The organism is Blautia sp. AF19-10LB, assembly GCF_003461245.1.
GTDB lineage: Bacteria > Bacillota > Clostridia > Lachnospirales > Lachnospiraceae > Blautia_A > Blautia_A intestinihominis.
Genome location: NZ_QTWS01000027.1, coordinates 14,707 through 38,803, shown reverse-complemented (window position 1 = coordinate 38,803; position 24,097 = coordinate 14,707). Strand labels below are relative to the sequence as shown.

The 24,097-nt window shown below is 44.8% G+C and carries 22 protein-coding genes and 2 pseudogenes; 4 read left to right on the top strand and 20 right to left on the bottom strand.

The window, feature by feature from the left end:
* Positions 1-11: 11 nt before the first annotated feature.
* The 6 genes from yihA to DWX28_RS14155 form a co-directional block, all read right to left on the bottom strand.
* A complete protein-coding gene (gene yihA, locus DWX28_RS14180) occupies positions 12-617 on the bottom strand; it encodes a ribosome biogenesis GTP-binding protein YihA/YsxC (protein WP_118253194.1) in 606 nt (201 codons plus the stop codon).
* A gap of 10 nt (positions 618-627) precedes the next feature.
* Complete coding sequence (gene lon / locus DWX28_RS14175; RefSeq protein WP_118253190.1) at positions 628-2,943, bottom strand: endopeptidase La; 2,316 nt, start codon at positions 2,941-2,943, stop codon at positions 628-630.
* Between the two features lie 18 nt (positions 2,944-2,961).
* Positions 2,962-4,266, bottom strand: coding sequence for an ATP-dependent Clp protease ATP-binding subunit ClpX (gene clpX / locus DWX28_RS14170; RefSeq protein WP_022214225.1), 1,305 nt, complete (start codon positions 4,264-4,266; stop codon positions 2,962-2,964).
* Positions 4,267-4,340: 74 nt separating this feature from the next.
* Entirely contained in the window at positions 4,341-4,922 is a 582-nt protein-coding gene (clpP, locus tag DWX28_RS14165) for an ATP-dependent Clp endopeptidase proteolytic subunit ClpP (RefSeq protein ID WP_022214226.1), read from the bottom strand.
* A 46-nt stretch (positions 4,923-4,968) separates the two neighbouring features.
* Positions 4,969-6,255, bottom strand: coding sequence for a trigger factor (gene tig, locus DWX28_RS14160; RefSeq protein WP_022214227.1), 1,287 nt, complete (start codon positions 6,253-6,255; stop codon positions 4,969-4,971).
* Positions 6,256-6,445: 190 nt separating this feature from the next.
* A complete protein-coding gene (locus DWX28_RS14155; RefSeq protein ID WP_022214228.1) occupies positions 6,446-7,003 on the bottom strand; it encodes a DJ-1 family glyoxalase III in 558 nt (185 codons plus the stop codon).
* A 137-nt stretch (positions 7,004-7,140) separates the two neighbouring features.
* Here DWX28_RS14155 and DWX28_RS14150 point away from each other — a divergent pair, with 137 nt between their 5' ends.
* Entirely contained in the window at positions 7,141-7,596 is a 456-nt protein-coding gene (locus DWX28_RS14150) for a CYTH domain-containing protein (protein ID WP_022214229.1), read from the top strand.
* Here the strand turns inward: DWX28_RS14150 and DWX28_RS14145 are convergent.
* The 4 genes from DWX28_RS14145 to rfbD form a co-directional block, all read right to left on the bottom strand.
* Positions 7,593-8,042, bottom strand: a complete 450-nt coding sequence (locus DWX28_RS14145) for a phosphate-starvation-inducible PsiE family protein (protein ID WP_022214230.1) — start codon at positions 8,040-8,042, stop codon at positions 7,593-7,595. The genes DWX28_RS14150 and DWX28_RS14145 overlap by 4 nt on opposite strands.
* A 238-nt stretch (positions 8,043-8,280) precedes the next feature.
* Positions 8,281-9,837: an ABC-F family ATP-binding cassette domain-containing protein gene (locus DWX28_RS14140; RefSeq protein ID WP_022214231.1), complete on the bottom strand. Its 1,557-nt coding sequence runs from the start codon at positions 9,835-9,837 to the stop codon at positions 8,281-8,283.
* Positions 9,838-9,976: 139 nt separating this feature from the next.
* Entirely contained in the window at positions 9,977-11,275 is a 1,299-nt protein-coding gene (locus DWX28_RS14135) for a dicarboxylate/amino acid:cation symporter (protein ID WP_022214232.1), read from the bottom strand.
* 1 nt (position 11,276) lies between these two features.
* The gene (gene rfbD, locus DWX28_RS14130) at positions 11,277-12,128 is read right to left on the bottom strand and encodes a dTDP-4-dehydrorhamnose reductase (RefSeq protein ID WP_022214233.1); all 852 of its coding nucleotides are present in this window, start codon (positions 12,126-12,128) and stop codon (positions 11,277-11,279) included.
* A 275-nt stretch (positions 12,129-12,403) separates the two neighbouring features.
* Between rfbD and DWX28_RS14125 the strand changes: the two genes are divergently transcribed.
* Positions 12,404-12,745, top strand: coding sequence for a VOC family protein (locus DWX28_RS14125; protein WP_022214234.1), 342 nt, complete (start codon positions 12,404-12,406; stop codon positions 12,743-12,745).
* 2 nt (positions 12,746-12,747) lie between these two features.
* On the opposite strand, the pseudogene DWX28_RS14120 reads toward DWX28_RS14125, so the two are convergent.
* The 8 genes and pseudogenes from DWX28_RS14120 to rplM all read right to left on the bottom strand — a co-directional run bounded on the left by DWX28_RS14120 (position 12,748) and on the right by rplM (position 20,207).
* Positions 12,748-13,461 (bottom strand): annotated as a pseudogene (locus DWX28_RS14120) (aldo/keto reductase).
* Positions 13,462-13,495: 34 nt separating this feature from the next.
* Positions 13,496-14,476, bottom strand: a complete 981-nt coding sequence (locus DWX28_RS14115; protein WP_243002440.1) for an N-acetylmuramoyl-L-alanine amidase — start codon at positions 14,474-14,476, stop codon at positions 13,496-13,498.
* An 89-nt stretch (positions 14,477-14,565) separates the two neighbouring features.
* Positions 14,566-15,621, bottom strand: coding sequence for an FUSC family protein (locus DWX28_RS14110; protein WP_022214238.1), 1,056 nt, complete (start codon positions 15,619-15,621; stop codon positions 14,566-14,568).
* Between the two features lie 857 nt (positions 15,622-16,478).
* On the bottom strand, positions 16,479-17,279 hold the full coding sequence (locus tag DWX28_RS14105) for a hypothetical protein (protein ID WP_022214239.1): 801 nt from the start codon (positions 17,277-17,279) through the stop codon (positions 16,479-16,481).
* 140 nt (positions 17,280-17,419) lie between these two features.
* A complete protein-coding gene (locus DWX28_RS14100; protein WP_158565317.1) occupies positions 17,420-17,950 on the bottom strand; it encodes an IS630 family transposase in 531 nt (176 codons plus the stop codon).
* Positions 17,841-18,347: a transcriptional regulator gene (locus tag DWX28_RS19425; protein WP_158565316.1), complete on the bottom strand. Its 507-nt coding sequence runs from the start codon at positions 18,345-18,347 to the stop codon at positions 17,841-17,843. The genes DWX28_RS14100 and DWX28_RS19425 overlap by 110 nt, the downstream gene beginning before the upstream one ends.
* Before the next feature lie 1,022 nt (positions 18,348-19,369).
* On the bottom strand, positions 19,370-19,762 hold the full coding sequence (rpsI, locus tag DWX28_RS14095) for a 30S ribosomal protein S9 (RefSeq protein WP_005427589.1): 393 nt from the start codon (positions 19,760-19,762) through the stop codon (positions 19,370-19,372).
* A gap of 16 nt (positions 19,763-19,778) precedes the next feature.
* Positions 19,779-20,207, bottom strand: coding sequence for a 50S ribosomal protein L13 (gene rplM / locus DWX28_RS14090; protein WP_005427591.1), 429 nt, complete (start codon positions 20,205-20,207; stop codon positions 19,779-19,781).
* A 330-nt stretch (positions 20,208-20,537) separates the two neighbouring features.
* Between rplM and DWX28_RS14085 the strand changes: the two genes are divergently transcribed.
* The gene (locus tag DWX28_RS14085; RefSeq protein WP_022214455.1) at positions 20,538-21,101 is read left to right on the top strand and encodes a TetR/AcrR family transcriptional regulator; all 564 of its coding nucleotides are present in this window, start codon (positions 20,538-20,540) and stop codon (positions 21,099-21,101) included.
* 119 nt (positions 21,102-21,220) lie between these two features.
* A complete protein-coding gene (locus DWX28_RS14080; protein ID WP_022214456.1) occupies positions 21,221-23,188 on the top strand; it encodes an oleate hydratase in 1,968 nt (655 codons plus the stop codon).
* Positions 23,189-23,379: 191 nt separating this feature from the next.
* Here DWX28_RS14080 and DWX28_RS14075 read toward each other — a convergent pair whose 3' ends face one another.
* Together DWX28_RS14075 and DWX28_RS14070 are read right to left on the bottom strand one after the other, a co-directional pair.
* Complete coding sequence (locus DWX28_RS14075) at positions 23,380-23,907, bottom strand: hypothetical protein (protein ID WP_118253184.1); 528 nt, start codon at positions 23,905-23,907, stop codon at positions 23,380-23,382.
* A gap of 18 nt (positions 23,908-23,925) precedes the next feature.
* Positions 23,926-24,075, bottom strand: a pseudogene (locus DWX28_RS14070) (glycine radical domain-containing protein); the annotation flags it as partial.
* Positions 24,076-24,097: the final 22 nt, after the last annotated feature.

The following is a 24,097-nucleotide window of genomic DNA, read 5'->3' as shown; positions in this document are numbered from 1 at the left end:
TTATAGTCCTTTCAGGCTTCTTCTGCAGGTGTCTGACCGGTCAGAGAATCGATCAGTTCCCATATTTCATCTCTTCCCTGCTTTGTTTCTGCGGAATACGGAATGATCTTCGTTCCCTTGGTAAGCTTAAGTTCTTCACGGATAACTTTGAGACATTTCTGAACCTGGCTTCTCTTGATCTTGTCAAGCTTGGTCGCTATGATGATCGGTTCATATCCATTGTGCAGGATCCATTCATACATCTGGCAGTCATTCGCAGATGGTTTGTGGCGGATATCGATAAGAAGGAACACTGCCTTGAGATCCTTGGAAGTATGCAGATAACGCTCGATCATCTTTCCCCATTTTTCTTTCTCGGCAGGTGTGACCTTGGCATATCCATATCCCGGAAGATCCACCAGAAACATCTCGTCATTGATCTTATAAAAGTTGATCGTCTGTGTCTTACCCGGCTGGGCACTGGTGCGTGCCAGTGCCTTGCGGTTCATAAGACCATTGATCAGAGAAGATTTTCCTACATTTGATTTTCCTGCAAAAGCTACCTCCGGCATCCCTGTATCAGGAAGTGTGCTGGTAACTCCGCAGACAATATCCAAAACTGCATTTTTAATAATCATAAATTCCTCTTTATTTCACCAGTGCTTCGTGAAGCACTTCCTTCATATTATCTACATAGGAAATTTTGAGGCCGTCCAGGATCTCTGCATCGATCTCCTGAATATCCTGCTTATTTTCCCTCGGAACAAGTACCTGTTTGATACGGGCGTATTTCGCTGCAAGAAGTTTCTCCTTGAGACCGCCGATCGGCAGAACCCTGCCGCGGAGAGTGATCTCTCCTGTCATGGCTACATCTGCGCGCACTTCCTTACCAATGATCGCAGAAAGCATCGCTGTCGCCATGGTGATACCCGCAGACGGACCATCCTTCGGGACAGCTCCCTCCGGGATATGTACGTGAATGTCATTTTCCTGGAAAAATTCCGGTTTAATATCGTACTGGTCTGCAACAGAACGGATATAAGAAATACCAGCCATTGCGGATTCCTTCATGACATCTCCAAGCTGACCGGTCAGTACCAGTTCACCCTTGCCAGGCATGACATTTACCTCGATCTGAAGTGTATCGCCGCCAACCTGTGTCCAGGCAAGTCCTCTTGCGATTCCTACTTCGTCCTTCTTGTTTGCCATCAGATAACTGTATGTGGATTTGCCGAGGAATTTGTCAAGATTCTTCGTATTGACAACAACTTTGTCCGCACCGTTCTCCATGAGTTCACGGGCTGCCTTACGGCAGATCTGACCGATCTTGCGCTCAAGTCCTCGTACTCCTGCCTCTCTGGTGTAGAGAGTGATCATTTTGCGAAGTGCGGCCGGCTGTATGGTCAGCTTACCTTTCGGGATACCGTTTACTTCAAATTGCTTCGGGATCAGATGTTCCTTCGCGATATGTTCCTTCTCATTCTCGGTATAGCCTGAGATCTCGATCACTTCCATACGGTCCAGAAGCGGTCTCGGGATTCCCTGGATATCATTTGCAGTCGCAATAAAAAGTACCTCGGAGAGATCCTGCGGAACCTCTACATAATGGTCATTGAAGCGGCTGTTCTGCTCCGGATCCAGAACTTCAAGCAATGCAGAGGAAGTATCTCCCTTGTAATCGCTGCTTGTCTTGTCGATCTCGTCAAGGAGCATCAGAGGATTGCTGACGCCCGCCTGCTGCAAGGCAACAGTGATGCGTCCCGGCATTGCCCCTACATAAGTCTTACGATGTCCACGGATCTCAGCTTCGTCACGAACGCCGCCAAGACAGATACGGACATATTTCTTGTGAAGTGCCTCTGCCACAGAATGGGCAATGGAGGTCTTACCAGTTCCAGGAGGTCCCACAAGACAGAGGATCGGACTCTTGCCGCCGGAAGTCAGTTTACGCACGGAAAGAAATTCCATGATACGCTCCTTGACTTCTTTGAGACCGTAATGTCCCTCCTCCAGGATCTTCCATGCTTCGGCAAGATCCATGGAATCCTCGGATTTCTTATCCCACGGAAGATCCAGCAGTGTTTCGATATAGGTGCTGAGCACGCTGCTCTCAGCTGCACTGCTGTTCATGCTCTTGAAACGGTCGATCTCCTTGCTGATCTTATCCTTGACTTCTTTTGAAGCCTGGAGTTTCTCAAGTTTCTCGCGGTATTCCTGTGCTGTGTCAGCAGTGTTGTCCTCGCCAAGCTCTTCACGGATCAGTTTGAGCTGTTCTCTCAGAATATATTCTCTCTGGTTCTTGTCTACGCGGGCTTTGAGTTTGTGCTGGAGATCATGTCCGATCTGAAGCACTTCGATCTCATTGTTCAGGATCGCTGCAAGAACTTCATACTGTTCTTCCAGTGTCACTGCCTCCAGGATCTTCTGCTGATTCTGATAAGTGATCTGGATATTCACAGATACCTGTGAGATCAGTTCTTCCAGATTCTGGATGTTCATGATCTTGGCAGCAAGATCTTTGCTGATCCTGCCGCTCTCGATACAGTATCTCTGAAACAGTTCACGGATGCTTCTGTACATTGCCTCTCTCAGAGACTTCGCATAATGGGCTCCATCTGCCTCAAATCCTGCGGTCTCTGCCATGAGGAATGGTTTCTCCTGTTCCAGTCCGATGAGTTCTGCGCGTTCCACGCCCTCGACCAGAACACGGAGCAGATCATGTGGTAATTTAACTACCTGTTTGATATATGCAACTGTACCAACCTTGTACAGATCTGTGATTCCCGGTGTTTCCATTTCCGGATCTTTCTGTGTGACCAGAAAGATCTTCTCATCCTGAAGCATGGCAGCTTCAATTGCCTTCATAGAGCGTTCTCTGCTTACATCAAAATGAACGATCATATCCGGCAGGATCGTCGTTCCTCGAAGTGCGATCGCAGGAAGAATGCTAATTGGCTGTTTCATGTTTCTTCAGTCCCTTCTTTAGGCCGTTTCCGGCTTGCCTTTCTTTCTTGAACGGGAAGTTTTCTTAAGCTCCGGTGCCGGTGCTTCGCCATGGATGACTTCCGGCTCTGCTGTTCCTTCTACGGCATCCTTTGTGAGAATGCATTTCTGGATCGTCTTGTCAGAAGGTGTGCGGTACATCAGATCCATAAGAGATTTCTCCATGATGGATCTGAGTCCTCTGGCTCCTGTCTTACGTTCCAGAGATTTACGTGCAACTGCTTCCAGTGCTTCATCCTGGAATTCCAGTTCTACGCCGTCCAGCTCAAACAGCTTGTGATACTGTCTGGTCAGTGCGTTCTTTGGCTCCTTGAGGATACGGATCAGTGCTTCCTCATCCAGTCCGTCAAGAGTTACAACGATCGGAACTCGTCCGATGAATTCCGGGATAAGACCAAATTTGACAAAATCTTCCGGCATAACATCCTTGAGGATCTCACCGATGTTTCTCTCTTTCTTGACCTCTACTTCTGCACCAAAACCGATAGACTTCGTGTTCTGTCTTGCCTCGATCGCTTTCTCGATCCCGTCGAAAGCACCGCCGCAGATAAACAGGATATTTGTCGTATCGATCTGAAGGAATTCCTGATGTGGATGCTTACGTCCTCCCTGCGGCGGTACGTTTGCAACGGTTCCCTCGAGGATCTTCAGAAGTGCCTGCTGAACGCCCTCACCGGATACATCACGGGTGATGGATGCGTTTTCGGATTTTCTGGTGATCTTGTCGATCTCATCAATATAGATGATTCCGTACTGTGCACGTTCAATGTCATAGTCTGCTGCCTGGATCAGTTTCAGAAGGATATTCTCCACATCCTCACCGACATAACCGGCCTCTGTCAGTGTTGTAGCGTCTGCAATAGCAAACGGCACATTCAGAAGACGGGCAAGTGTCTGTGCAAGCAGAGTTTTACCGGAACCGGTCGGTCCAAGCATCAGGATGTTGCTCTTCTGTAATTCCACATCCAGGTTTCTGGATGCTGTGATTCTCTTGTAATGGTTATAGACAGCTACGGAAAGTGCTTTCTTTGCCTCATCCTGTCCAATAACGTAGTCATCCAGAATCTTATGAATCTCTTCTGGCTTTAACAGATTGATGTCTGTATCATAGATATCTTCCTGGTCGTAATCTCCCAGTTCCTCTTCCATAATCTCTGAGCAGATACCTATACACTCATCACAAATAAAAACTCCCTCCGGACCTGCGATCAGCTTGCGGACCTGGTCTTCAGATTTGTGACAAAAAGAGCATCTGACTTTTCCATCTCTTATTTTTTCTGCCATAGATAGTTCTCGTTTCCTTTCCGTTTGTTATGGCACAAAAGGAACCCCCTGAAAAGAGGTTCCTTTTGTCTGCTTTATTTATGCTCGACAACACCATCGATCAGTCCGTATGCCTTTGCTTCTTCAGCAGTCATATAATTGTCGCGGTCTGTGTCTTTTTCCACTACTTCATAAGGCTGTCCTGTGTTTTCTGCCAGGATCTCATTCAGTGTACGCTTGGTCTGTGCGATATGGTCTGCAACGATCTGGATCTCGGTTGCCTGACCCTGTGCACCGCCTGACGGCTGATGGATCATAATGGTAGAATGCGGCAGGGCAAATCTCTTACCCTTGGTTCCTCCTGCCAGAAGGAAAGCTCCCATGCTGGCTGCCATTCCAAGACAAATGGTAGATACATCACATTTGATGTACTTCATTGTGTCGTAGATCGCCATACCAGCGGTTACAGATCCTCCCGGACTGTTGATATATAATTGAATGTCTTTACCAGGATCCTCTGCTTCGAGGAACAGAAGCTGTGCCACGATAATGCTGGCACTTACATCATTTACTTCTTCTCCAAGAAAGATGATACGGTCTTTCAGAAGACGGGAGTAAATGTCGTAACTTCTTTCGCCTCTGCTTGTCTGCTCAATGACATAAGGTACTAAACTCATATAATATGCCTCCATTCGTCGCCTGACTGTGGATCATAATGTCTGCTTAGGCTTCTTTTGCCTCGTCAGCTACGAGAGTTACGGCTTTCTGTACAGCCATATCTTTCTTCATCTGCTCTAATTCGCGGTCGCCAAGCAGTTCTTTGATCTTGTCAGCTTCCATCTTGTATGCTTCAGCCATTTTGCTGATCTCTTCGTCAACTTCTTCCTGAGTCGGCTGAATGTTTTCAACTTCTGCGATCTTCTCAAGAACCAGTCTTGTCTGGATTCTCTTGAGAGCCTGTGGTTTCATTTCTTCCTGCATCTTCTCAGCTGTCATTCCTGTGAACTGGAAGTACTGCTCCATGGTAAGTCCCTGAGACTGCATTCTTCTTGCGAAGTCATCCAGCATCTGACGTGTCTGAGTAGCTACCATTGCATCCGGAATCTCCATCTCTGCGTTCTCGATTGCTTTGTCTACTGCTGCGTTTTCTTTTGCTGCACGAGCTTCTTTTTCTTTCTTTTCTGTCAGGTTCTTCTTGATGTCTTCTTTGTACTCTGCAAGAGTATCGAACTCAGAAGCGTCCTGTGCAAAATCATCATCCAGTTCCGGAAGTTCTTTTGCTTCTACTTTCTTAACGTCACACTGGAATACAGCTTCTTTGCCAGCCAGTTCTTTTGCCTGGTATTCTTCCGGGAATGTAACCTTAACTTCTACGTGGTCTCCGGCTTTAGATCCAACGAGCTGATCTTCGAATCCCGGGATGAAAGATCCGGAACCAAGTGTCAGCGGGTAGTCTGTTCCTTTGCCGCCTTCGAATGCTTCACCGTCAACAAATCCTTCGAAGTCGATTGTTGTGATGTCGCCATTCTCTGCTCCACGGTCTTCTACTGTAACTGTTCTGGAGTTTTTCTCCTGCTCTTTCTTCAGTTCAGCTTCAACGTCCTCGTCTGTTACTTCTGTCTCAGACTTCGGAACCTCTACTCCTTTATACTCACCAAGAGTAACTTCCGGTTTAACAGCTACTTCTGCTGTGAAGATGAAAGCTTTTCCTGGCTCAGCCTGTGTTACAGCGATCTCCGGCTGGGATACGATCTCAAGCTCGCACTCCTCAACTGCTTTGCTATAGTGCTCCGGGATCAGAGCGTTTGCAGCGTCCTCAAGGAAGATTCCCTTGCCGTACATCTGCTCGATCATTTTTCTTGGTGCTTTTCCTTTACGGAATCCTGGAAGAGAGATTCTTCCTTTTGCTTTCTGGTATGCAGCCTGCATAGCTTTCTCTAAATCTTCAGCGGAAACCTCGATTGTAAGTTTCGCCATGTTCTTTTCCAGTTTTTCAACCTGTAAACTCATGTTTTTTGTTCCTCCTTAATTTTCAGATATAAGCTCTGAATATTCTATCTATTGCTTATCCCTGTCTGCGGATAATGCGTACAGGTAGCTGTATCCCGATATCAAGAGATACAATTACAGTCATTATCGTAGTATAGCACAACAGGTATAAAAACGCCAGTATTTTTTGTAGAAAACTCCTGTTTTTGCCTTATTTCCGGGAATATACCACGGATTCTGCGATCTCATCCGCCTTTTCTTCACCAAGAAGCTGTCCGATCAGGCTTAATGCGAAGTCCACAGCGGTTCCAAGTCCGCGGCTGGTCGTCACATTGCCATCAACTACAACACTCTCATAAGACGGCTCTGCGCCGGTAAGCCCCTCCATGCAGGACGGATATGCAGTTGCCTTTCTTCCTTCAAGGAATCCAAGAGATGCCAGAACAGTCGGTGCCGCACAGATTGCCGCTACTTTACCGCTCTTTCCGTAGAAATCTCTCAGAAGGTCACAGAGCGGCTGATACTCTCCCAGATACTTCGTTCCCGGCATTCCTCCCGGAAGGACGAGCATGTCTGCATCTGAAAAATCAGTTCCCGTAAATACTCTGTCGGTCTTCATCATGATCCCATGGGATGTTGTGATCTCATTGCTCTCTTTGATGGAAACAGTTTCTATGTCGATTCCTGCACGGCGCATCAGGTCTACTACGGTCAGGCCTTCGATATCTTCAAATCCGTCTGCAAGAAAAATATAAACTTTTTTGCTCATAAAAAACCTCCCTGTTTCGTATCTGTTTTATTTTTCCCATTTGTTTAGTATAGCATTTATCAGGAAAAAGGGATATACTAAATCTACAAAATCTAATGAATTTTTCCCTGTAATTCAGAATGCAAAGGAGTATGCACATGGAAATCGAAAGAAAATTCCTCATAAAAAAAGAACAGCTTCCAAAAGATCTCGCAAACTGTTCTTTCCATAAAATCGAGCAGGGTTATCTCTGCACGGATCCTGTCGTCCGCATTCGCAGGCAGGATGATGAATATTATCTGACTTATAAATCAAAAGGACTCCTGTCCAGAGAGGAATACAATCTCCCTCTGACCCAGGAATCCTATGAGCATCTCAAGCCAAAAGCCGACGGCATCGTCATCTCCAAGACCCGTTATCTGATCCCGGAAAAGGATGGCCTGACGATCGAACTTGATGTCTTCCACGAAGACTATGATGGACTTCTTCTTGCCGAAGTTGAATTCGAATCCGAAGAACAGGCAAATACCTATATTCCTCCGGAATGGTTCGGAGAAGATGTCACTTATTCTTCTGCTTATCACAACAGCACTTTAAGCAAAGGCAGAAATTAAACCTCGTGTTTTTCTTCCTTACATTTCTTAAACGGTGAATGTGACATGTCGCTGTCCTCTGTCATCAGGAACTTCCTGATTGCAAAGAGGACGGCGATGGCAATGACTCCGATCAGTGTCTGTGTTGGTGCCATATGCTCAACAACCATCTGTCTGGCTGTTGCAAACATCAGCACTTCTACAACTGTCTGCGCGGAGTGGCGGCAGAGCATCTTTACAAACTCCACACCTACGACCAGCGACAGGGCGTTTGCCAGAAACTTTGTAAAAAAGTCAATATCCATGTCCATAAGCGAAGTCTCTGTGATCGCATAGATCAGCCGGATGCCAGCCAGCGCGATCACGATCAGAATGACGATAGAAAGCACGATTTCTGTATAGCGGGCAACATTGTAGATTCCCTCGTTGAAGTGCTTACGTATCTTGTGATTTACCTCCTTGTGCATAAACCCTCCCTAAACTGAAGCCCTGTTATTTACTGCTTCTTTAGCTTATCATGGGGAGATATGCGCTGTCATGTCCTTTTATCCGTACATTTATTTTTTCTTTTAGTTTGCCGAATCCAAACATAGTTCCCCTCCCAGTTTTAAATCAAAGAAAATTAATAAAAAATGTGATCGTAAGGCTGTTGATAAAGTCTGCAAACAATTTTGATTTTTTTGCCTTTCACAATATTTTCTCCATTTAGAATACCTTGGTAGTCCACTTGCTCATATCCCAGACTTCATTTACCACATCCTGGTAAAACTCCGGTTCATGGCAGATCAGAAGGATACTTCCTCTGTACTCTTTGAGGGCACTCTTTAATGCCTCTTTGGCATCTACGTCCAGATGGTTGGTCGGCTCATCGAGAAGCAGGACATTGGTATCGCGGTTTACAAGTTTACAGAGACGGACTTTTGCCTGCTCACCACCGCTTAAGACACGGACCTGACTCTCGATATGCTTCGTTGTAAGACCGCATTTTGCAAGAGCTGAACGGATTTCATACTGTGTGTAGGACGGAAATTCCTGCCATAATTCTTCGATACAGGTCGTCTTATTGTCACCCTTTACTTCCTGCTCGAAATATCCAAGCTGGAGGTTTTCTCCTCGCTCGCAGTTTCCCTTGAGGGACGGGATCAGTCCAAGGATGCTCTTGAGCAGGGTTGTTTTGCCGATTCCGTTTGTTCCGACCAGTGCGATCTTCTGTCCTCGTTCCATCGTGAAGTTCAGTGGTTTGGAAAGTGGCTCATCATAACCGATCACGAGGTCATGTGTTTCAAAAAGCATTTTGCCCGGTGTGCGTCCATAACGGAAATGGAACTCCGGCTTTGGTTTCTCTGCTGCCAGCTCGATCACATCCATCTTGTCCAGTTTCTTCTGACGGGACATTGCCATGTTTCTGGTTGACACACGGGCTTTGTTTCTCGCAACGAAGTCTTTGAGTTCGCTGATCTCCTGCTGCTGGCGGCGGTAAGCTGCCTCAAGCTGTGCTTTCTTCACTGCGTAGACTTCCTGGAAATGATCGTAATCACCCACATAGCGGTTCAGCTCCTGATTTTCCATATGGTAGATGATATTGACTACATCATTCAGGAACGGGATATCATGAGAGATCAGGATAAAAGCATTCTCGTAATCAAGAAGATAACGTTTGAGCCATGCGATATGTTCTTCATCGAGATAGTTGGTCGGTTCGTCAAGAAGCAGGATGTCCGGTTTTTCCAGAAGGAGTTTGCCGAGAAGCACCTTCGTTCTCTGACCGCCGCTTAAGTCTGTTACATCGCGGTCAAGTCCCAGATCCAGAAGCCCCAGTGCTCTTGCAACTTCTTCTACCTTGGAATCAATGACATAAAAATCATGCAGAGTCAGCTCGTCCTGGATCGTTCCCAGTTCTTCCATCAGTGTGTTCATCTCTTCTTCGTCTGCGCTCCCCAGAAGATTGCAGATCTCATTCATCCGCTGTTCTTTCTGAAGCAGCGGGTCAAAAGCAGATTTCAGCACTTCCTGGATCGTCATGCCTTTTTCGAGGACGGCGTGCTGGTCAAGGTAGCCTGCGTGGACGTTTTTTGCCCATTCTACCTTGCCTTCATCCGGCATCAGTTTCCCTGTGACAATGCTCATGAAAGTAGACTTGCCTTCTCCGTTCGCTCCAACAAGTCCGATATGTTCTCCTTTAAGAAGTCTAAAAGAAACATCTGAAAAAATAGCTCTGTCGCCAAAGCCATGTGTCAGATGCTCAACGTTTAATATGCTCATAAATTTCTCCTTTTTGTAATGATGGTTTTATTATATCTGACATCTGAAAGGGATTTCAACCTGTTTTGCATATATGGACAAAAAAACGACCGTACACATAATGTGTACAGCCGTTTCTTTTAAGATTGATATTTGGAAATCAGTCTGTTTCGTTGAATACTGATTTGTCGAGAGCGCCGTTCTGGTGTGCGACGATCGTTGTGCAGACAGCGTCACCTGTGATGTTGACTGCTGTTCTTGTCATATCGAGGATACGGTCGATACCCATGATCAGACCGATTGCCTCTACCGGAAGTCCAACAGAGTTGAATACCATGGTCAGGGTTACAAGACCGACACTCGGTACACCTGCGGTACCTACGGAAGCAAGTGTCGCTGTTCCGATAACGGTCACGTAATCCATCGGGCTTAAATGGATGCCAAATGCCTGTGCTGCAAAAACTACTGCAACACCCTGCATGATGGAAGTACCATCCATGTTGATGGTCGCACCAAGCGGAATGGTGAAGGAAGAAATCTTCTTGGATACACCAACCTTCTTGGAAAGGGTATCAATAGACATCGGAATGGTCGCATTGGATGTAGCGGTTGAGAATGCGAATGCCATAACCGGGAAAAATTTCTTGATGAAACGTATCGGGTTCAGACCTGTAAAGATCTTGAGCAGGATCTGATATACACCGAAGCACTGGATCGCCAGGGCAAGCAGTACGCCGATCATATACTTCGCCAGCGGAATGAATGCGCTGAAGCCGATGTTTGCAAAAGTACGGCTGATCAGGCAGAAAACTCCGATCGGCGCAAGGCTCATGATCATCATGGTCATTTCCATCATAATGTCATTGAACTGGCTGAAAAAGTTTGCTACTGTCTCTGCACGCTCTCCCATCTTTGCAAGGATCACACCGACGATCAGGGCAAATACGATAACCTGAAGCATGGTTCCGCTTGCCAGAGAATTGATCGGGTTGTCCGGAATGATGTTGAGGATTGTATCCGTAAGGGAAGTTGCCTCCATGGTTTCCACAGACGCTGCTGAACTCTGGATTGCGCTCATATCAAGTCCGACACCTGGATTAATCAGGTTTCCGACGCCAAGTGCAACGCAAACTGCCAGTGCAGTGGTTGCAAGATAAAAAGCCAGGGTTCTCACACCTACGGTTCCGAGTTTCTTGGTATCCCCGATCGCCATGCTTCCGCAGATCAGAGAGCAGAATACCAGCGGTACAACAAGCATCTTCATCAGACGGATGAATCCCTGTCCGATGACATAAAGGATACCTTCAATAATTACATCTTTCTTAAAGCTGCTGTCCGGAACCAGATAGCAGAGAATGATACCAAGGATCGCACCTGCGATCAGGGCGATGAAAATCTTGGTTGTCAGACCGATTGCTTTTTTGTTCGGAGTTTTTGCTTTTGTGTTTTTTTCTTTCATCTTAGTCCTCCGTTCTTTCATCCATGTATTCTTTCAGAGATTCTTTCCAGTCTGGCATGTCATACACCTCAATGATACGAAGGATAAAATTGTCCAGAACTGCATATGGCGGTCTGACAGAAGAAAGATCTGACTGCTCTGTCGGAACAGATTTCAGTTCGATATTCTTGCCGGCAAGCCGTAAGATCTCCTGTGCGAATTCATAACGGTTGCAGACGCCGCTGCAGGTCACATGATAAGTTCCATATTCATTTGTGCTGATCAGATACAGGATCATTCTTGCAAGATCCTTCGCGCTGGTCGGAGAACCGAACTGGTCAGATGCAACGGAAAGAGATTTTCCGGTCTCTGCTGCCTCCAGAACACGGTTTACAAAGTTGCGTCCACCCTGTCCGTATACCCAGTTACTGCGGATGATAAAGTGCTTGTGAGTAAATTCTTTGACGTAATACTCGCCGGCTCTCTTAGATCTGCCGTAAACAGTCAGCGGATTGGTGTCATCAAATTCTGTGTAAGGTTTCTTGCTCTGTCCGTCAAATACATCATCTGTGGAAAGCTGAACGATCTTGGAACCACATTTGCGGGCAACAATGCTTAAGTTTCTTGCGCCAAGGGCATTGACACGGTATGCATGTTCCGGATTTTTTTCGCACTCATCGGTATCTGTAATACCGGTACAGTTAATGATCACATCCGGACGGTTGACGGTACCAAAGTTGATCACTTCATCCGTATCGGTGATGTCCAGTTCATCAAGGTCTGTGTTCAGAGCCTCGATCTCCATCGGGTCAAGTACATCATTCAATGCACGGCCGATCTGTCCACTTGCACCCGCAATCCATACTTTTAACATCTCTACTACCTCCTCAAAATAAAATACGGCACCGATTCAGATCAAATCAGCGCCGTTTCAATCTATGTCGTTAAATATTTTAACAATTTTGTATATTTATGTCAAGGAAAAGTGCATGTTGTCTGTTGTTTTTGCATACTTATGCGGTTTTTATATTGTATTTTTTCAGATAATGCTGAGATAATTTCCAAGAGCAGTTGCATCTGTTCGGAAGTTCTTATATGGTGAAAGAAACAGCCCCGTCGGGGCTCTAACTTAATCAAGGAGGATTTTTTATGGCAAAGATCGACCATGCCGCGATTCGTACAAGTTCCTACGAAGACGCCCAGAAATTTTTTGAAGATGTATTTGATATGCATATGTGGAGAGAAATCGGAGAAAAGCCATCTCGCAAATGCTGGTTCCGCGAGGGTATCCAGCTCTGCGAGATGGAAAATATCAATATCACTGCCGAAAACGGCTATGTTCATATTTCTATCGCCGTTGATTCTGTAGAAGAAACAATGGAAAAGATCAAAGCTTATCCTGTGACTCCGATCAACGATCACTGGTTCTCGCTTCCTGATGGAACGAAGATCGAGCTGAAACTTCTGGAAAACTGGAAAGTGAACGACTGATATTATTTCAGCAGACCTTCCAGGTTTGCCGCAAAACGAACTGCCCAGGATGCCGGGGATGCGTCTGGTTCTGCGTCTTTGAGGATCTTTTCTACGCTTTCCGGCGGGGTTGCAAGCATACCGCCCTTGACTGGTTCCATGATGATGACCGGTTTGCCGTGCTTACGTGCAACCTCATAGCATGCTCTTGACTGGACTGCCGGGTTTTCCCAGTCTGCGTAGTTGATCTGGAGCTGGACGAATTCCATCTCAGGGTGTGCAGTCAGGATCGCTTCCAGTTCTTCCGGTGTGGAGTGGAAGGAGAAGCCTACATGTTTGATCAGACCCTGGACCTTTTTCTCCTGGACTCAGCTCCAGAGATCAAAGTTATCAAAATACTGTGTTCTCATCTCGCCGAGATTGTGCAGCAGATAAAAGTCAAAATATCCTGCTCCTGTCTGTTTCAGGGATGTTTCAAACTGTGCTGTCGCATCTTCTCTTGTCTTGCAGTTGATCCATGCTGTGTTCTTGGTGGCAAGCTGGAATTTTTCTCTCGGATAGCGCTCTACCAGTGCCTGATGGATCGCATCTTCACTTCCTGCGTAAGCCCATGCAGTATCAAAATACGTGAATCCTGCATCCAGAAAAAGATCTACCATCTTCTTGGTCTGTTCTACATCGATGGTGTCGTCATCCAGCTTCGGAAGACGCATCAGACCGAATCCAAGTTTCTTGATTTCTTCGCCTAAATATGCCGTGTATTTTCTCCTCTCAACTTATAAAAAATTTTTTTATGCCATCAGCCATTCCTTTGACCATTTTTTGCTGGTAGGATGGTCGTTGCATCATTCTGTCTTCTGACGGATTCGACATATATCCAAGTTCAATCAGTGTTGTCGGGACTTTGCTCCAGTTATTTCCACTCATGCTGTCTGTTTCCCATATATATTCTTTCCTGCATCCGGTTGCCTTCACATAAGAATTCAGCACTGCTTTTGAAAGTGCATAGCTTTTCCTGTACATGTTTCTGGAAACGTAACGGTTCCTGGAGGTTACGCAAATTGTCATCGCGCCATTTACCGATGAATAATCCACTCCATTTGCATGAATTCTCAGATATGCATCTGCTTTTGCTCTGTTTGCAACTCCTGCTCTCTGTGCACAGCTTATTCTGGTTTTGTTGTCATTTCGGGTCATAATCACACGACATCCCTGTGCTATCAGTGCTGTACGAAGTTTTTTGGCTATATTTAATGTAAGCTGATATTCTCCAATTCCTGTAGCAACTCCTTCTGTGCCGGAACTGCATTTCGCTTTTCTTTCGCTTGAGCCCGGTCCCAATGGTTCATATCCACTCATCTGGACTCCGGAATGTCCCGGATCAAGAACAACTACAGGTACCCATACTCCATTGCTATTGATCTTTCTTCCCTGAATTGTGGTGTTTCTTCTCATTTTTCCGCTTCTTTTATCGAAATAGCGATAATGATTTTTTGTGTACACCCATCCTTTCAGCTGAACCCCCTGGTAATTAAAACAATAATAGTCATTTCCGATTTTTGACATGCCTTTCAGCATTCTGCCATTCTGGTAATAGTATCTCTTCCCGGAAACAGTTTTCCATCCGGTATACCTGCCGGCAGCCTGTACAGTCTGAGGCAAGATACCACCCTGCATCCCTGTTTCGCTCAAAATCCCACCAAGCAAAAGCAGGCACAGCAATATACTTATAGTTTTTTTTACTTTTTTCAAATCTTTCCTCCCTCCATAAAAAAACTGCTTTCTGTTCGTTTCATTAAATATTATATTTCGAACAGAAAGCAGATGCAATCTATATTTAATTATGCGATACTCTTTTCCATATGTTTGCGTTCAAACAGTCTGTCGATTACTTTGTTACATAGGATCGTATATACTGCTCCGAATACGTTGGCACCGATACGAAGTGCTACTGCTGCCGGCATGCCGAACAGTCCTGCTGCGATGGATAATGCTCCGAAAGTATTGAATGCAGTCTGCCAGGCATATCCTGCTGAATAGCCTACGCCAATTCCACCGATCATGCCGATATACGGATACATGGATTTCGGAAGGATCAGGTATAATACGATGAATAAAGCACATCCTACAATGTTGAACATTCCTCGTTTTCCTGCGCGTCCCATGCAGTCTTCGGTAAATGGAAGACATACAGACATGCAGGCAATTCCTGCCCACATTGCTCTCGGAAGTCCCAGAAGGTTCATGAAAAGCATTGCGCTGGAAACGATAAGTGTCAGTTTGAGATACCATCTTCCGCGCGCAGAATTCAGGTCGAATTCACGGAAAAGATCCAGGAATGTTCTTCTATATGGACGGTTCTTTTGATTCTTATAGAAGATAAACATGCAGAGCAGCATTCCAACGGCGAGTCCTTCTACTCTCTTTATGTATTCTGCTCCGGTCACATCGTACCCCAGCAGGAGAAGGTATCCCAGGACAAATGTAGAATGATTATACATGATCACGTTGTGGCATCCCAGGATCATCAGAAGCATAATACAAATGATATTCACGGCAAATGCCGGTACTGCGGAGACTGAATTCGCGATCCTTGGTCCGGCCATCAAAATCCCGTAAATCCCTGCAATGCAAAACAGCCCATGTGTCGTCCGTATCCCGAAATCTGCCTGTCTGAGCACCATCACCGCCAGAAGAACGGTCACGCCAACCACGCTGTTGTTACTGCCGGTAAGCTTACTGTACAAAGACACAACCGCCACACAGAATGCCATCACGAGGTATACCTTGAAATTGTAGATCAGAATGTGTCGTCTTTTTTCCTTTGGATCTGTGGTGTTTTTGATCAACTGCTTCGAGCCCACAGAACTCAGCTGCAGTTCCTGATAAAAAGTCATAAGTTCTCGCTCCTTTTTTACAAAGTGTAGAGAACTATACCGCAAATCTGGCTGGAGGTCAAGTGGTATTTTTGGGAATTTGACGTTTTCCTATGGCATATTTTTCACTTTATCGAGCCACATGCAGACCTGTCTGGATCTGTAAACCCGACACTGACTTACTCAGCTTTAGACCATCTAAGCTACGGGCATTTTAGACTTGTACAGTACCTGCTTCCTATCAGACTATCTACTTTCGGAGCCTCCTTTGACTTGCCTGATACTTGCTCTCCATCGGACCATATAATTTCGGAGCTGGTTTTGACTTGCCTAGTACTTGCTCCCCATCAGACCATATAATTTCGGAGCTGGTTTTGACTTGCCTAGTACTTGCTCCCCATCAGACCATATAATTTCGGAGCTGGTTTTGACTTGTCTACTACTTACTCCCCATCTGACCATCTGATTTCAAAGCTGGTTTTGACTTGCCTGATACTTGCTCCCCATCAGACCATATAATTTCGGAGCTGGTTTTGACTTGTCTACTACTTACTCTCTACCAGACCATATAACTTACCGGGATTTTGTTGACTTTGTATGGACTTGCTATTGCTATAGTCATCCTCAATCACAATTTTTGTGGACTTCCACTGTACTTACTTATCTGCTGGTCATTTCTCGCCTCAGTTTCTGTTGGTCTGCCCTGTATTTACTCTTATGCAAGTCATTACAGCTATATTGATTCGTAGATCCTACCATTACTTTTCTACTGGTAATCTTTATCCTGAATTTCAGTTAACCTAAGCCATCAATTTTTTCCAAACTGTTTACAAGGTAATATAAGCCAACACTAAAGGCATACCTTTCTATCTTTCATACTATAGTAGATACTCTCTTGCAAGCTTCTCTACAATTTTCATGTCCAATCCATCCTGTAGCGTTTCAAATGTCAGGACTAACCTTTGCCCTGGAAAGATTCCATTTTTTTCGTATGTTTCAATCTTCTTGATCGCTTTTCTTGCATACTCAGGATCATCCATTCTTCCATCATGCTCCCAGTATATCTCTTCTCCTGTCTTTGGAGATAAAAATGTAAAGTCGGGATAGACTATTCCAAATCTTTTCAATATTACTGGATGCTCATATTTATACGGAATTCCTGTATGATAAAAATAATCTGCCAGGATTTTTTCTGACTTCGAACGCACACGTTCTCCCTTTGCTGTTGTTATGACTGGAATATTTTCAGCAAATGTCTTGCCTTTATATTCTTCCTTTTCCCATTCGCTTAAACGTTGTTCCCATGTTGGTTGTATCGGTTTGATCAACTTCTGTCTCTCGGGATGTTCTTTCGTGTATAATACGTCAATTTCATTGTCATCATAATCTTTCAATATTCTTCGAAGCTGTTCCAGACGTTTCTTTACCAGGCTGCGCAATTTGTTGTTATATGTATTTTGCGCCAGTTGAACAGGAAGTTCTTTGTTAGTCTTTGGAATATAGGTGTCATATTTCTTACCATTTCCACTTGGAATATGATGAAAGTAACGGACTTTATTTTTGTCCATCGAGATTCGTAAAGTACCTTCCAACACTTCTTCCTCTGAATCACCTATCCCGTTCAGAATGTCTTTTAAAAACCTTTCTTCCTCTAATAATTTTTGTCTTAAACCATTCATATATTACATCTCCTTTTCTTTTATTTGTGATTTAGGAACATTAGAGAATGGTATTGGGAATCATTTAATAGAAATATTCTTCGCAGTATGACTCATTTATTTACTCTTAGAATTTAAATCAACTATAGCAATCCACTAAATTATTGCACATAATCACACGAATGAAACCACCCTATGCAGTCCTTTGGACGAATTGTTAAAAATCCTTTTGAAATAGCTGAGGGTAATTCCGATGCAATCCGTATCTTTTCTTTCCTTAAAAATGCTTTGAGTTTTGACCACATCTTTTCAATCGGATTCAGATCCGGACTATACGGGGGCAAATACAGATAGGTTACTTTTGAGCTGTCCAGTAGCTGTTTCACCGCTTTTGCATGATGGGAACGCATATTATCCATAACGATAATGTCTGCTTCTGAAAGCGTCGGCAGTAACTTTGTTTTCAGGTATTCTGCAAACCGCTCTGCAGTAGTTCCTCCCTGATAGACTGTATAGGCACAGTCTCCATTCAGACGTATGGAAGAAGGAACGGTTGTATTGCAGGGCGTGTTGAATGGAGTTTTATCTACTGCTCTCCGGTTTTTCCATGCTCTGGCATAATGTCGCGTCATATTGATGTTTACTCCGCTTTCGTCCAGAAAGACCAGATAATTTATGTCTCTCTCCGACATATGTTTTTTCCAGTTTCTGCGTTTTTCCCTGACATCGGGGACGCTCCTGCTCTGAGGCATGAAGAGATTTTTTCTTGTAAGAATACCCGAGTTTAATAACTGCCTTGCGGACTGTTTCATTACAAACATGCAGACCAAGTGTATCAATGATTTCATCAATTGTGATATCTGGTTCCTGCCGAACCACCCGGTCAATGTTTTGGATATCTTCCGGTGTCAGGGCATGTTTACGCCCTCTCTGTGATGTCCTTGTTTTTACAGAACCTGTTTCACACATTTGTTTTTCCAGGCGGTAAACAGTACTGGTATTCACAGAAAAACACTCTGCGATTTCTTTTGCATTGTGCGTTTTATTCCAAGCTTCAATAAGTAGTTTGCGTGTTTCATCATGTAACATAATAATCACCTCTTGACTCTATCACAGACCTGTCGTCAAGAGTGTGTAGTATTTTTTGGGAGTGCTATAATCAAAATTCTTTGTTGACATCTGTTCCGTTTGCTAAATACTTGCTGATATTCCAACCACATGTTTTCAGGAAATGCCTTAACTGGCTCAACACTTGTAAATCTTTATACCATCTAATTTGTGTGTATGTGTTAACTTGCTCCCCTTAGGTCATTCAATTTCAGCGCCGGCTTTGACTTGTCTGATACTTGCTCTCCCTCAGGCCACCTAATTTCAGCGCCGGCTTTGACCTGTCTGATACTTGCTCTCCCTCAGGCGACCTAATTTCAGCGCCGGCTTTGACTTGTCTGATACTTGCTCTCCCTCGGGCCACCTAATTTCAGCGCCGGCTTTGACCTATCTGATACTTGTTTGCCCTCAGACCATCTAATTTCAGAACAGACTTTGACTTGCCTAATACTTGCTCTCCATCAGATCATCTGATTTCAGAGCAGGCTTTGACTTGTCTAGTACTTGCCCTCCCTCGGGCCATACAACTTGCCAGAATTTTGTTGACTTTGTATGGACTTGCTATTGCTATAGTCATTCTCAATCACAATTTTTGTGGACTTTCACTGTACTTTCTTACCTGTTAGTCATTTCTCGACTCAATTTCCGTTGGTCTGTTCTGTATTTACTCTTATCCGAGCCATTGTATCTCCTTTGATTCGTAGACCCGCCCTATATTCTACCCGGTTCAGGTCATTGCACATATGTTGATTCGTAGACCTGCTCTTCCCTTTTCCCTGTCTGGGTCATTCAAATTCCATAGGCTTATAAATCAGGTCTCGGTTGTCTTAAATTCACTGGTTAATAATAGGATTCTTTCAATCATCAGCGGTAATATTTCTCTGATGATCAACTGTTAGATTCTTCTGAAATTAGAAACAATAGATATGTCTTTTAGAAAAACCCCGGAACCAAAGATTCCGGGGTTGGATATGCATCTGTATTCGAAAAAGTTTCGCTCCAGATTATCGTTTAGAGAACTGCGGTGCTCTACGAGCTGCTTTGAGACCGTATTTCTTACGTTCTTTCATACGTGGGTCACGTGTAAGGAATCCAGCAGCTTTGAGAACTGGTCTGTATTCTGCGTCTGCCTCAAGAAGGGCTCTTGCAACACCATGTCTGATGGCACCAGCCTGTCCTGTGTATCCGCCACCTTTAACGTTAACAAGAACGTCAAATTTGCCTTCTGTTTCTGTTGCAGCCAGTGGCTGACGAACGATAACTTTCAGAGTCTCTAATCCGAAGTATTCGTCGATGTCTCTTTTATTGATTGTGATTTTGCCTGTACCAGGTGTAAGGTAAACTCTTGCGATTGATTTCTTTCTTCTTCCTGTTCCGTAGAATTTTGCGCTAGCCAATGTCTCCTACCTCCTATTAAAATGTTAAGGTTTCCGGTTTCTGAGCTTCATGTTTGTGCTCTGGTCCGGCATAAACGAAAAGTTTCTTGTACATGGTTCTTCCCAGAGGTCCTTTTGGAAGCATACCTTTAACTGCCAGCTCGATAACCTTCTCCGGTTTCTTAGCCATCATTTCTTTTAATGTGGTTTCTTTCATTCCACCAACATAGTCGGAGTGATGATAGTAGATCTTCTGGTCCATTTTCTTACCAGTTACTTTAACTTTGTCAGCGTTAACGATGATAACGTAATCACCTGTATCAACGTGTGGTGTGAACTGTGGTTTGTTCTTTCCTCTTAATACGCTAGCAACACCAGATGCCAGACGGCCCAGTGTACAGCCTTCAGCGTCAACTACATACCATTTTCTTTCGATTTTATCTGGATTAGCCATATAAGTCTGCATGGTTTTACCTCCTGTTATTTATCAACGATAGTTTGTTTAATCACGAATTGTCGTGATATCATATATAATTCCTGGTGATCAGTGCAAATAACATATACTGCGGAAATGTCCGAAACCGCTGATAAAAACACCTTCGCCGGGGCTTTGGCTCAGGAGTCATCGCACTACGTCACATTGGGTAATTTTACTATAACCCCTTCCATATGTCAACAGTTTTTTCCCAGTTTTTCGATATTTTTTTCCAATAAAAAAATGTTTCCTCTCATCGTGCTTGTAGTGCCCCTGATTTACGGATATAATAAGAAGAAAAGGAAAACGGAGGAACAGCTTTTGTCCAACATGACCAAACGGGCTCTGGAAGAATCGCTCAAGCGTCTTCTTCTCAAAAAGCCTCTGACAAAGATCACGATCAACGACCTCACCACTGACTGCGGGATCAGCAGAATGACTTTTTATTATCATTTCAAGGATATCTATGACCTGGTGGAATGGGTCTGCCTCGAAGAATCCACACGTGCACTCCAGGGTAAAAAGACATCGGGCGACTGGCAGGAAGGACTTCTGCAGATTTTTGAGGCAGTCTACGAAAACAAAGCTTTCATTATGAATGCCTACAGTTCCCTGCACCGTGAACAGATTGAAAACTTCCTCTTCCGCCTGACCCACGATCTGATCATGGGTGTTGTCGAGGAACAGTCCATCGGGACATCCATCACTCAGGCGCAGAAAAATTTTATCGCTGATTTCTATAAGTACAGTTTTGTCGGCATCATGCTCGACTGGATCTGCCAGGGAATGAAATCCGACTACGCTTCTATCTGCCAGAATATGTGCACCACCCTTCATGGAAATATCTCAAATTCCATCAAAAACTTTACAAAATCGACAAAGTGATAAGATTTTACTCATTTCGCCTCTTTTGTAAATTGAAAAACCTGCAAAATGGCAATACTATAGGAGACAGAAACAGAGAAATACACATCATCATAAACAAATGAAAGGTGGTTTTTTATATGTCTAAAAAAGGATTAAAACTTGGTATCGCACTTGCAGCAGGAGCCGGAGCAGCCGCAATGCTCGCAAAAAACTCTCAGGAAAATAAAGAGATCAAAGCTACAAAAGCAAAGAAAGCCGAAGCTGCCAGATCTGACTACCGCAATACAGAACGCGGCAAATACGAAAAGAACAGCAAAGGCATCTACTATACAAATGGTAACTACGAAGCATTTGCCCGCCCGGAGAAACCGGAAGGCGTAGATGACAAACACGCTTACATCGTCGGAAGCGGTCTTGCATCTCTTGCCGCAGCCTGCTTCCTTGTCCGTGACGCACAGATGCCTGGTTCTCATATCCACATCCTCGAAGCCATGGACATTGCCGGTGGTGCCTGCGATGGTATCTTTGATCCGACACGTGGCTACATCATGAGAGGCGGCCGTGAAATGGAAAACCACTTCGAATGCCTCTGGGATCTGTTCCGCAGCATTCCTTCCATTGAAACACCTGGTGTTTCTGTTCTGGACGAATATTACTGGCTGAACAAACATGACCCGAACTACTCTCTCTGCCGTGCAACTGTAAACCGCGGCGAAGACGCTCATACAGACGGCAAGTTCAACCTCAGCCAGAAGGGCTGCATGGAGATCATGAAACTCTTCATGACAAAGGACGAAGACCTCTACGATAAGACCATCGAGGATGTTTTCGACGATGAAGTATTTAATTCCACCTTCTGGCTGTACTGGAGAACCATGTTCGCATTCGAAAACTGGCACAGTGCCCTGGAGATGAAGCTTTACTTCCAGCGTTTCATCCACCACATTGCAGGACTTCCGGATTTCAGTGCCCTGAAATTCACCAAATACAACCAGTACGAATCCCTGATCCTTCCAATGCAGAAATATCTGGAGGAAGCAGGTGTTGACTTCCAGTTCAACACAGAAGTTACCAACGTGATCTTTGAATTCAAGGATGACAAGAAGATCGCATCTGCGATCGAATGCAAGGTAAATGGCGTAGAAAAAGGCATCGTCCTTACTGAAAACGACCTCGTATTCGTCACAAACGGAAGCTGTACAGAAGGTACGATCTATGGTGATCAGAACCATGCACCGAACGGCGACGCGGAAGTTCGTACAAGCGGCTGCTGGTCCCTCTGGAAAAATATCGCAGCGCAGGATCCATCTTTCGGACATCCAGAAAAATTCTGCTCCGATATCAGCAAGACCAACTGGGAATCTGCAACTGTCACAACTCTGGATGACAAGATCATTCCTTATATCACGGACATCTGCAAACGTGATCCACGTACCGGCAAGGTTGTTACAGGCGGTATCGTAAGCTGCCAGGATTCCAAGTGGCTTTTAAGCTGGACTATCAACCGTCAGGGACAGTTCAAGGATCAGGACAAAGATAAGGTCTGCGTATGGGTTTACGGTCTGTTTACAGACGTACCTGGCGACTATGTCAAGAAACCGATGAAAGACTGTACCGGTAAAGAGATCACCGAAGAATGGCTGTACCATCTTGGTGTTCCGGAAGACCAGATCGAAGACCTCGCAGAAAACAGTGCGGTATGTGTACCGACCATGATGCCATATATCACCGCATTCTTCATGCCGAGAACCAAAGGCGACCGCCCGGACGTTATCCCGGATGGCTGTGTAAACTTCGCATTCCTCGGCCAGTTCGCAGATACTCCGCGTGATACCGTATTCACCACAGAATACTCTGTCAGAACCGCTATGGAAGCTGTTTACGGACTCCTCGGCGTTGACCGTGGCGTACCGGAAGTATGGGGAAGCGTTTACGATATCCGTGAACTCTTAAGCAGCAGCGTGAAGCTGATGGACGGCAAATCCCCGCTGGAGATTGACATCCCGGGTGCAAACCTTATCCTGAAACCAGTACTTCATTTCATCAAGGGAACCGTGATCGAGAAAGTATTGAGAGATTATGATGTGCTGAAAGATGGTATGTGATTTTTATAATGAAATAAAAAATGTGCAATGTTTCTATAATATGTGCTACTGCATGCAAGAATCAACTGTGATATCTTAATGTTGCACACATATTCAGTGAAAGCCTGGAATGGGTCATACCGACCCGTTCCAGGCTTTTCTACGCCAAAAGAGCACCTGCTGTCCGGGACAGTCAAATGCTCTTTTTGGTGTTACTTTCGTCTATCTTTTATTTTAGAGATTATAGTGAAGAAATTTTCATCTTCCGCTCCGAAATTTTCACGCTCTTTTTTTCGGGATGTGCGGTTTTTGTTTATGTAAGATTTAAAGGCATCTTTTGTTCCAGCCCAGAAGGTCAGTAAAGAAACACCTTTTTCTCTGTCGTGCTTTGAGGGAAACAGCACATACAAAAGAAGTGCGATCAGCACACCTCCTCCTGTATCAAGGATGCGGGCGATTGTGTATGGGAGTACCCGCTCCGTACCAACTGTGTAGATCACGACAAAGTAAATAACACTTCCAGGCTGAATCGCTGAGTCTGCACCGATCAGTGCAAAACACGGATTTCTTTTGCTTAGGAGGTATTCATAAACTACGGCGGTGATCAATACTGCCAGAGCAGTACGCCACATCCTCGCCCGGATCCGGGGAGATTTGAAATTCCTGAGTGGCGTAAGCTGCCATTTGTCAGGCACCTGTGCTCTGTCCAGCATTTCCTGCGATCCAAATCCAAATGCCATAACAATATCAGTCCCTTATTACAGTCTCTTATGGCAGGTACGTGGGATAACGTCAAGCTGCTGTTTCTTTGTCAGGGAAATGAACTTAACAGCGTATCCGGAAACACGGATGGTAAAGTTCTGATATTCTTCTTTTTCCGGATGTTCCATTGCGTCGATCAGTTTCTTCATAAGTAATTTATCTTTTTAA

Bases quoted from the DNA above. Each gene is read 5' to 3' on its own strand.
- yihA (WP_118253194.1), bottom strand. From the start codon at position 617: ATGATTATTAAAAATGCAGTTTTGGATATTGTCTGCGGAGTTACCAGC.
- DWX28_RS19425 (WP_158565316.1), bottom strand. From the start codon at position 18,347: ATGTTACATGATGAAACACGCAAACTACTTATTGAAGCTTGGAATAAA.
- DWX28_RS14100 (WP_158565317.1), bottom strand. From the start codon at position 17,950: ATGTCGGAGAGAGACATAAATTATCTGGTCTTTCTGGACGAAAGCGGA.
- rfbD (WP_022214233.1), bottom strand. From the start codon at position 12,128: ATGTTAAAAGTATGGATTGCGGGTGCAAGTGGACAGATCGGCCGTGCA.
- rplM (WP_005427591.1), bottom strand. From the start codon at position 20,207: ATGCAGACTTATATGGCTAATCCAGATAAAATCGAAAGAAAATGGTAT.
- DWX28_RS14105 (WP_022214239.1), bottom strand. From the start codon at position 17,279: ATGAATGGTTTAAGACAAAAATTATTAGAGGAAGAAAGGTTTTTAAAA.
- DWX28_RS14135 (WP_022214232.1), bottom strand. From the start codon at position 11,275: ATGAAAGAAAAAAACACAAAAGCAAAAACTCCGAACAAAAAAGCAATC.
- lon (WP_118253190.1), bottom strand. From the start codon at position 2,943: ATGAAACAGCCAATTAGCATTCTTCCTGCGATCGCACTTCGAGGAACG.
- DWX28_RS14075 (WP_118253184.1), bottom strand. From the start codon at position 23,907: ATGGCATTTGGATTTGGATCGCAGGAAATGCTGGACAGAGCACAGGTG.
- clpX (WP_022214225.1), bottom strand. From the start codon at position 4,266: ATGGCAGAAAAAATAAGAGATGGAAAAGTCAGATGCTCTTTTTGTCAC.
- tig (WP_022214227.1), bottom strand. From the start codon at position 6,255: ATGAGTTTACAGGTTGAAAAACTGGAAAAGAACATGGCGAAACTTACA.
- DWX28_RS14080 (WP_022214456.1), top strand. From the start codon at position 21,221: ATGTCTAAAAAAGGATTAAAACTTGGTATCGCACTTGCAGCAGGAGCC.
- DWX28_RS14140 (WP_022214231.1), bottom strand. From the start codon at position 9,837: ATGAGCATATTAAACGTTGAGCATCTGACACATGGCTTTGGCGACAGA.
- DWX28_RS14145 (WP_022214230.1), bottom strand. From the start codon at position 8,042: ATGCACAAGGAGGTAAATCACAAGATACGTAAGCACTTCAACGAGGGA.
- DWX28_RS14110 (WP_022214238.1), bottom strand. From the start codon at position 15,621: ATGACTTTTTATCAGGAACTGCAGCTGAGTTCTGTGGGCTCGAAGCAG.
- DWX28_RS14150 (WP_022214229.1), top strand. From the start codon at position 7,141: ATGGAAATCGAAAGAAAATTCCTCATAAAAAAAGAACAGCTTCCAAAA.
- DWX28_RS14125 (WP_022214234.1), top strand. From the start codon at position 12,404: ATGGCAAAGATCGACCATGCCGCGATTCGTACAAGTTCCTACGAAGAC.
- DWX28_RS14155 (WP_022214228.1), bottom strand. From the start codon at position 7,003: ATGAGCAAAAAAGTTTATATTTTTCTTGCAGACGGATTTGAAGATATC.
- clpP (WP_022214226.1), bottom strand. From the start codon at position 4,922: ATGAGTTTAGTACCTTATGTCATTGAGCAGACAAGCAGAGGCGAAAGA.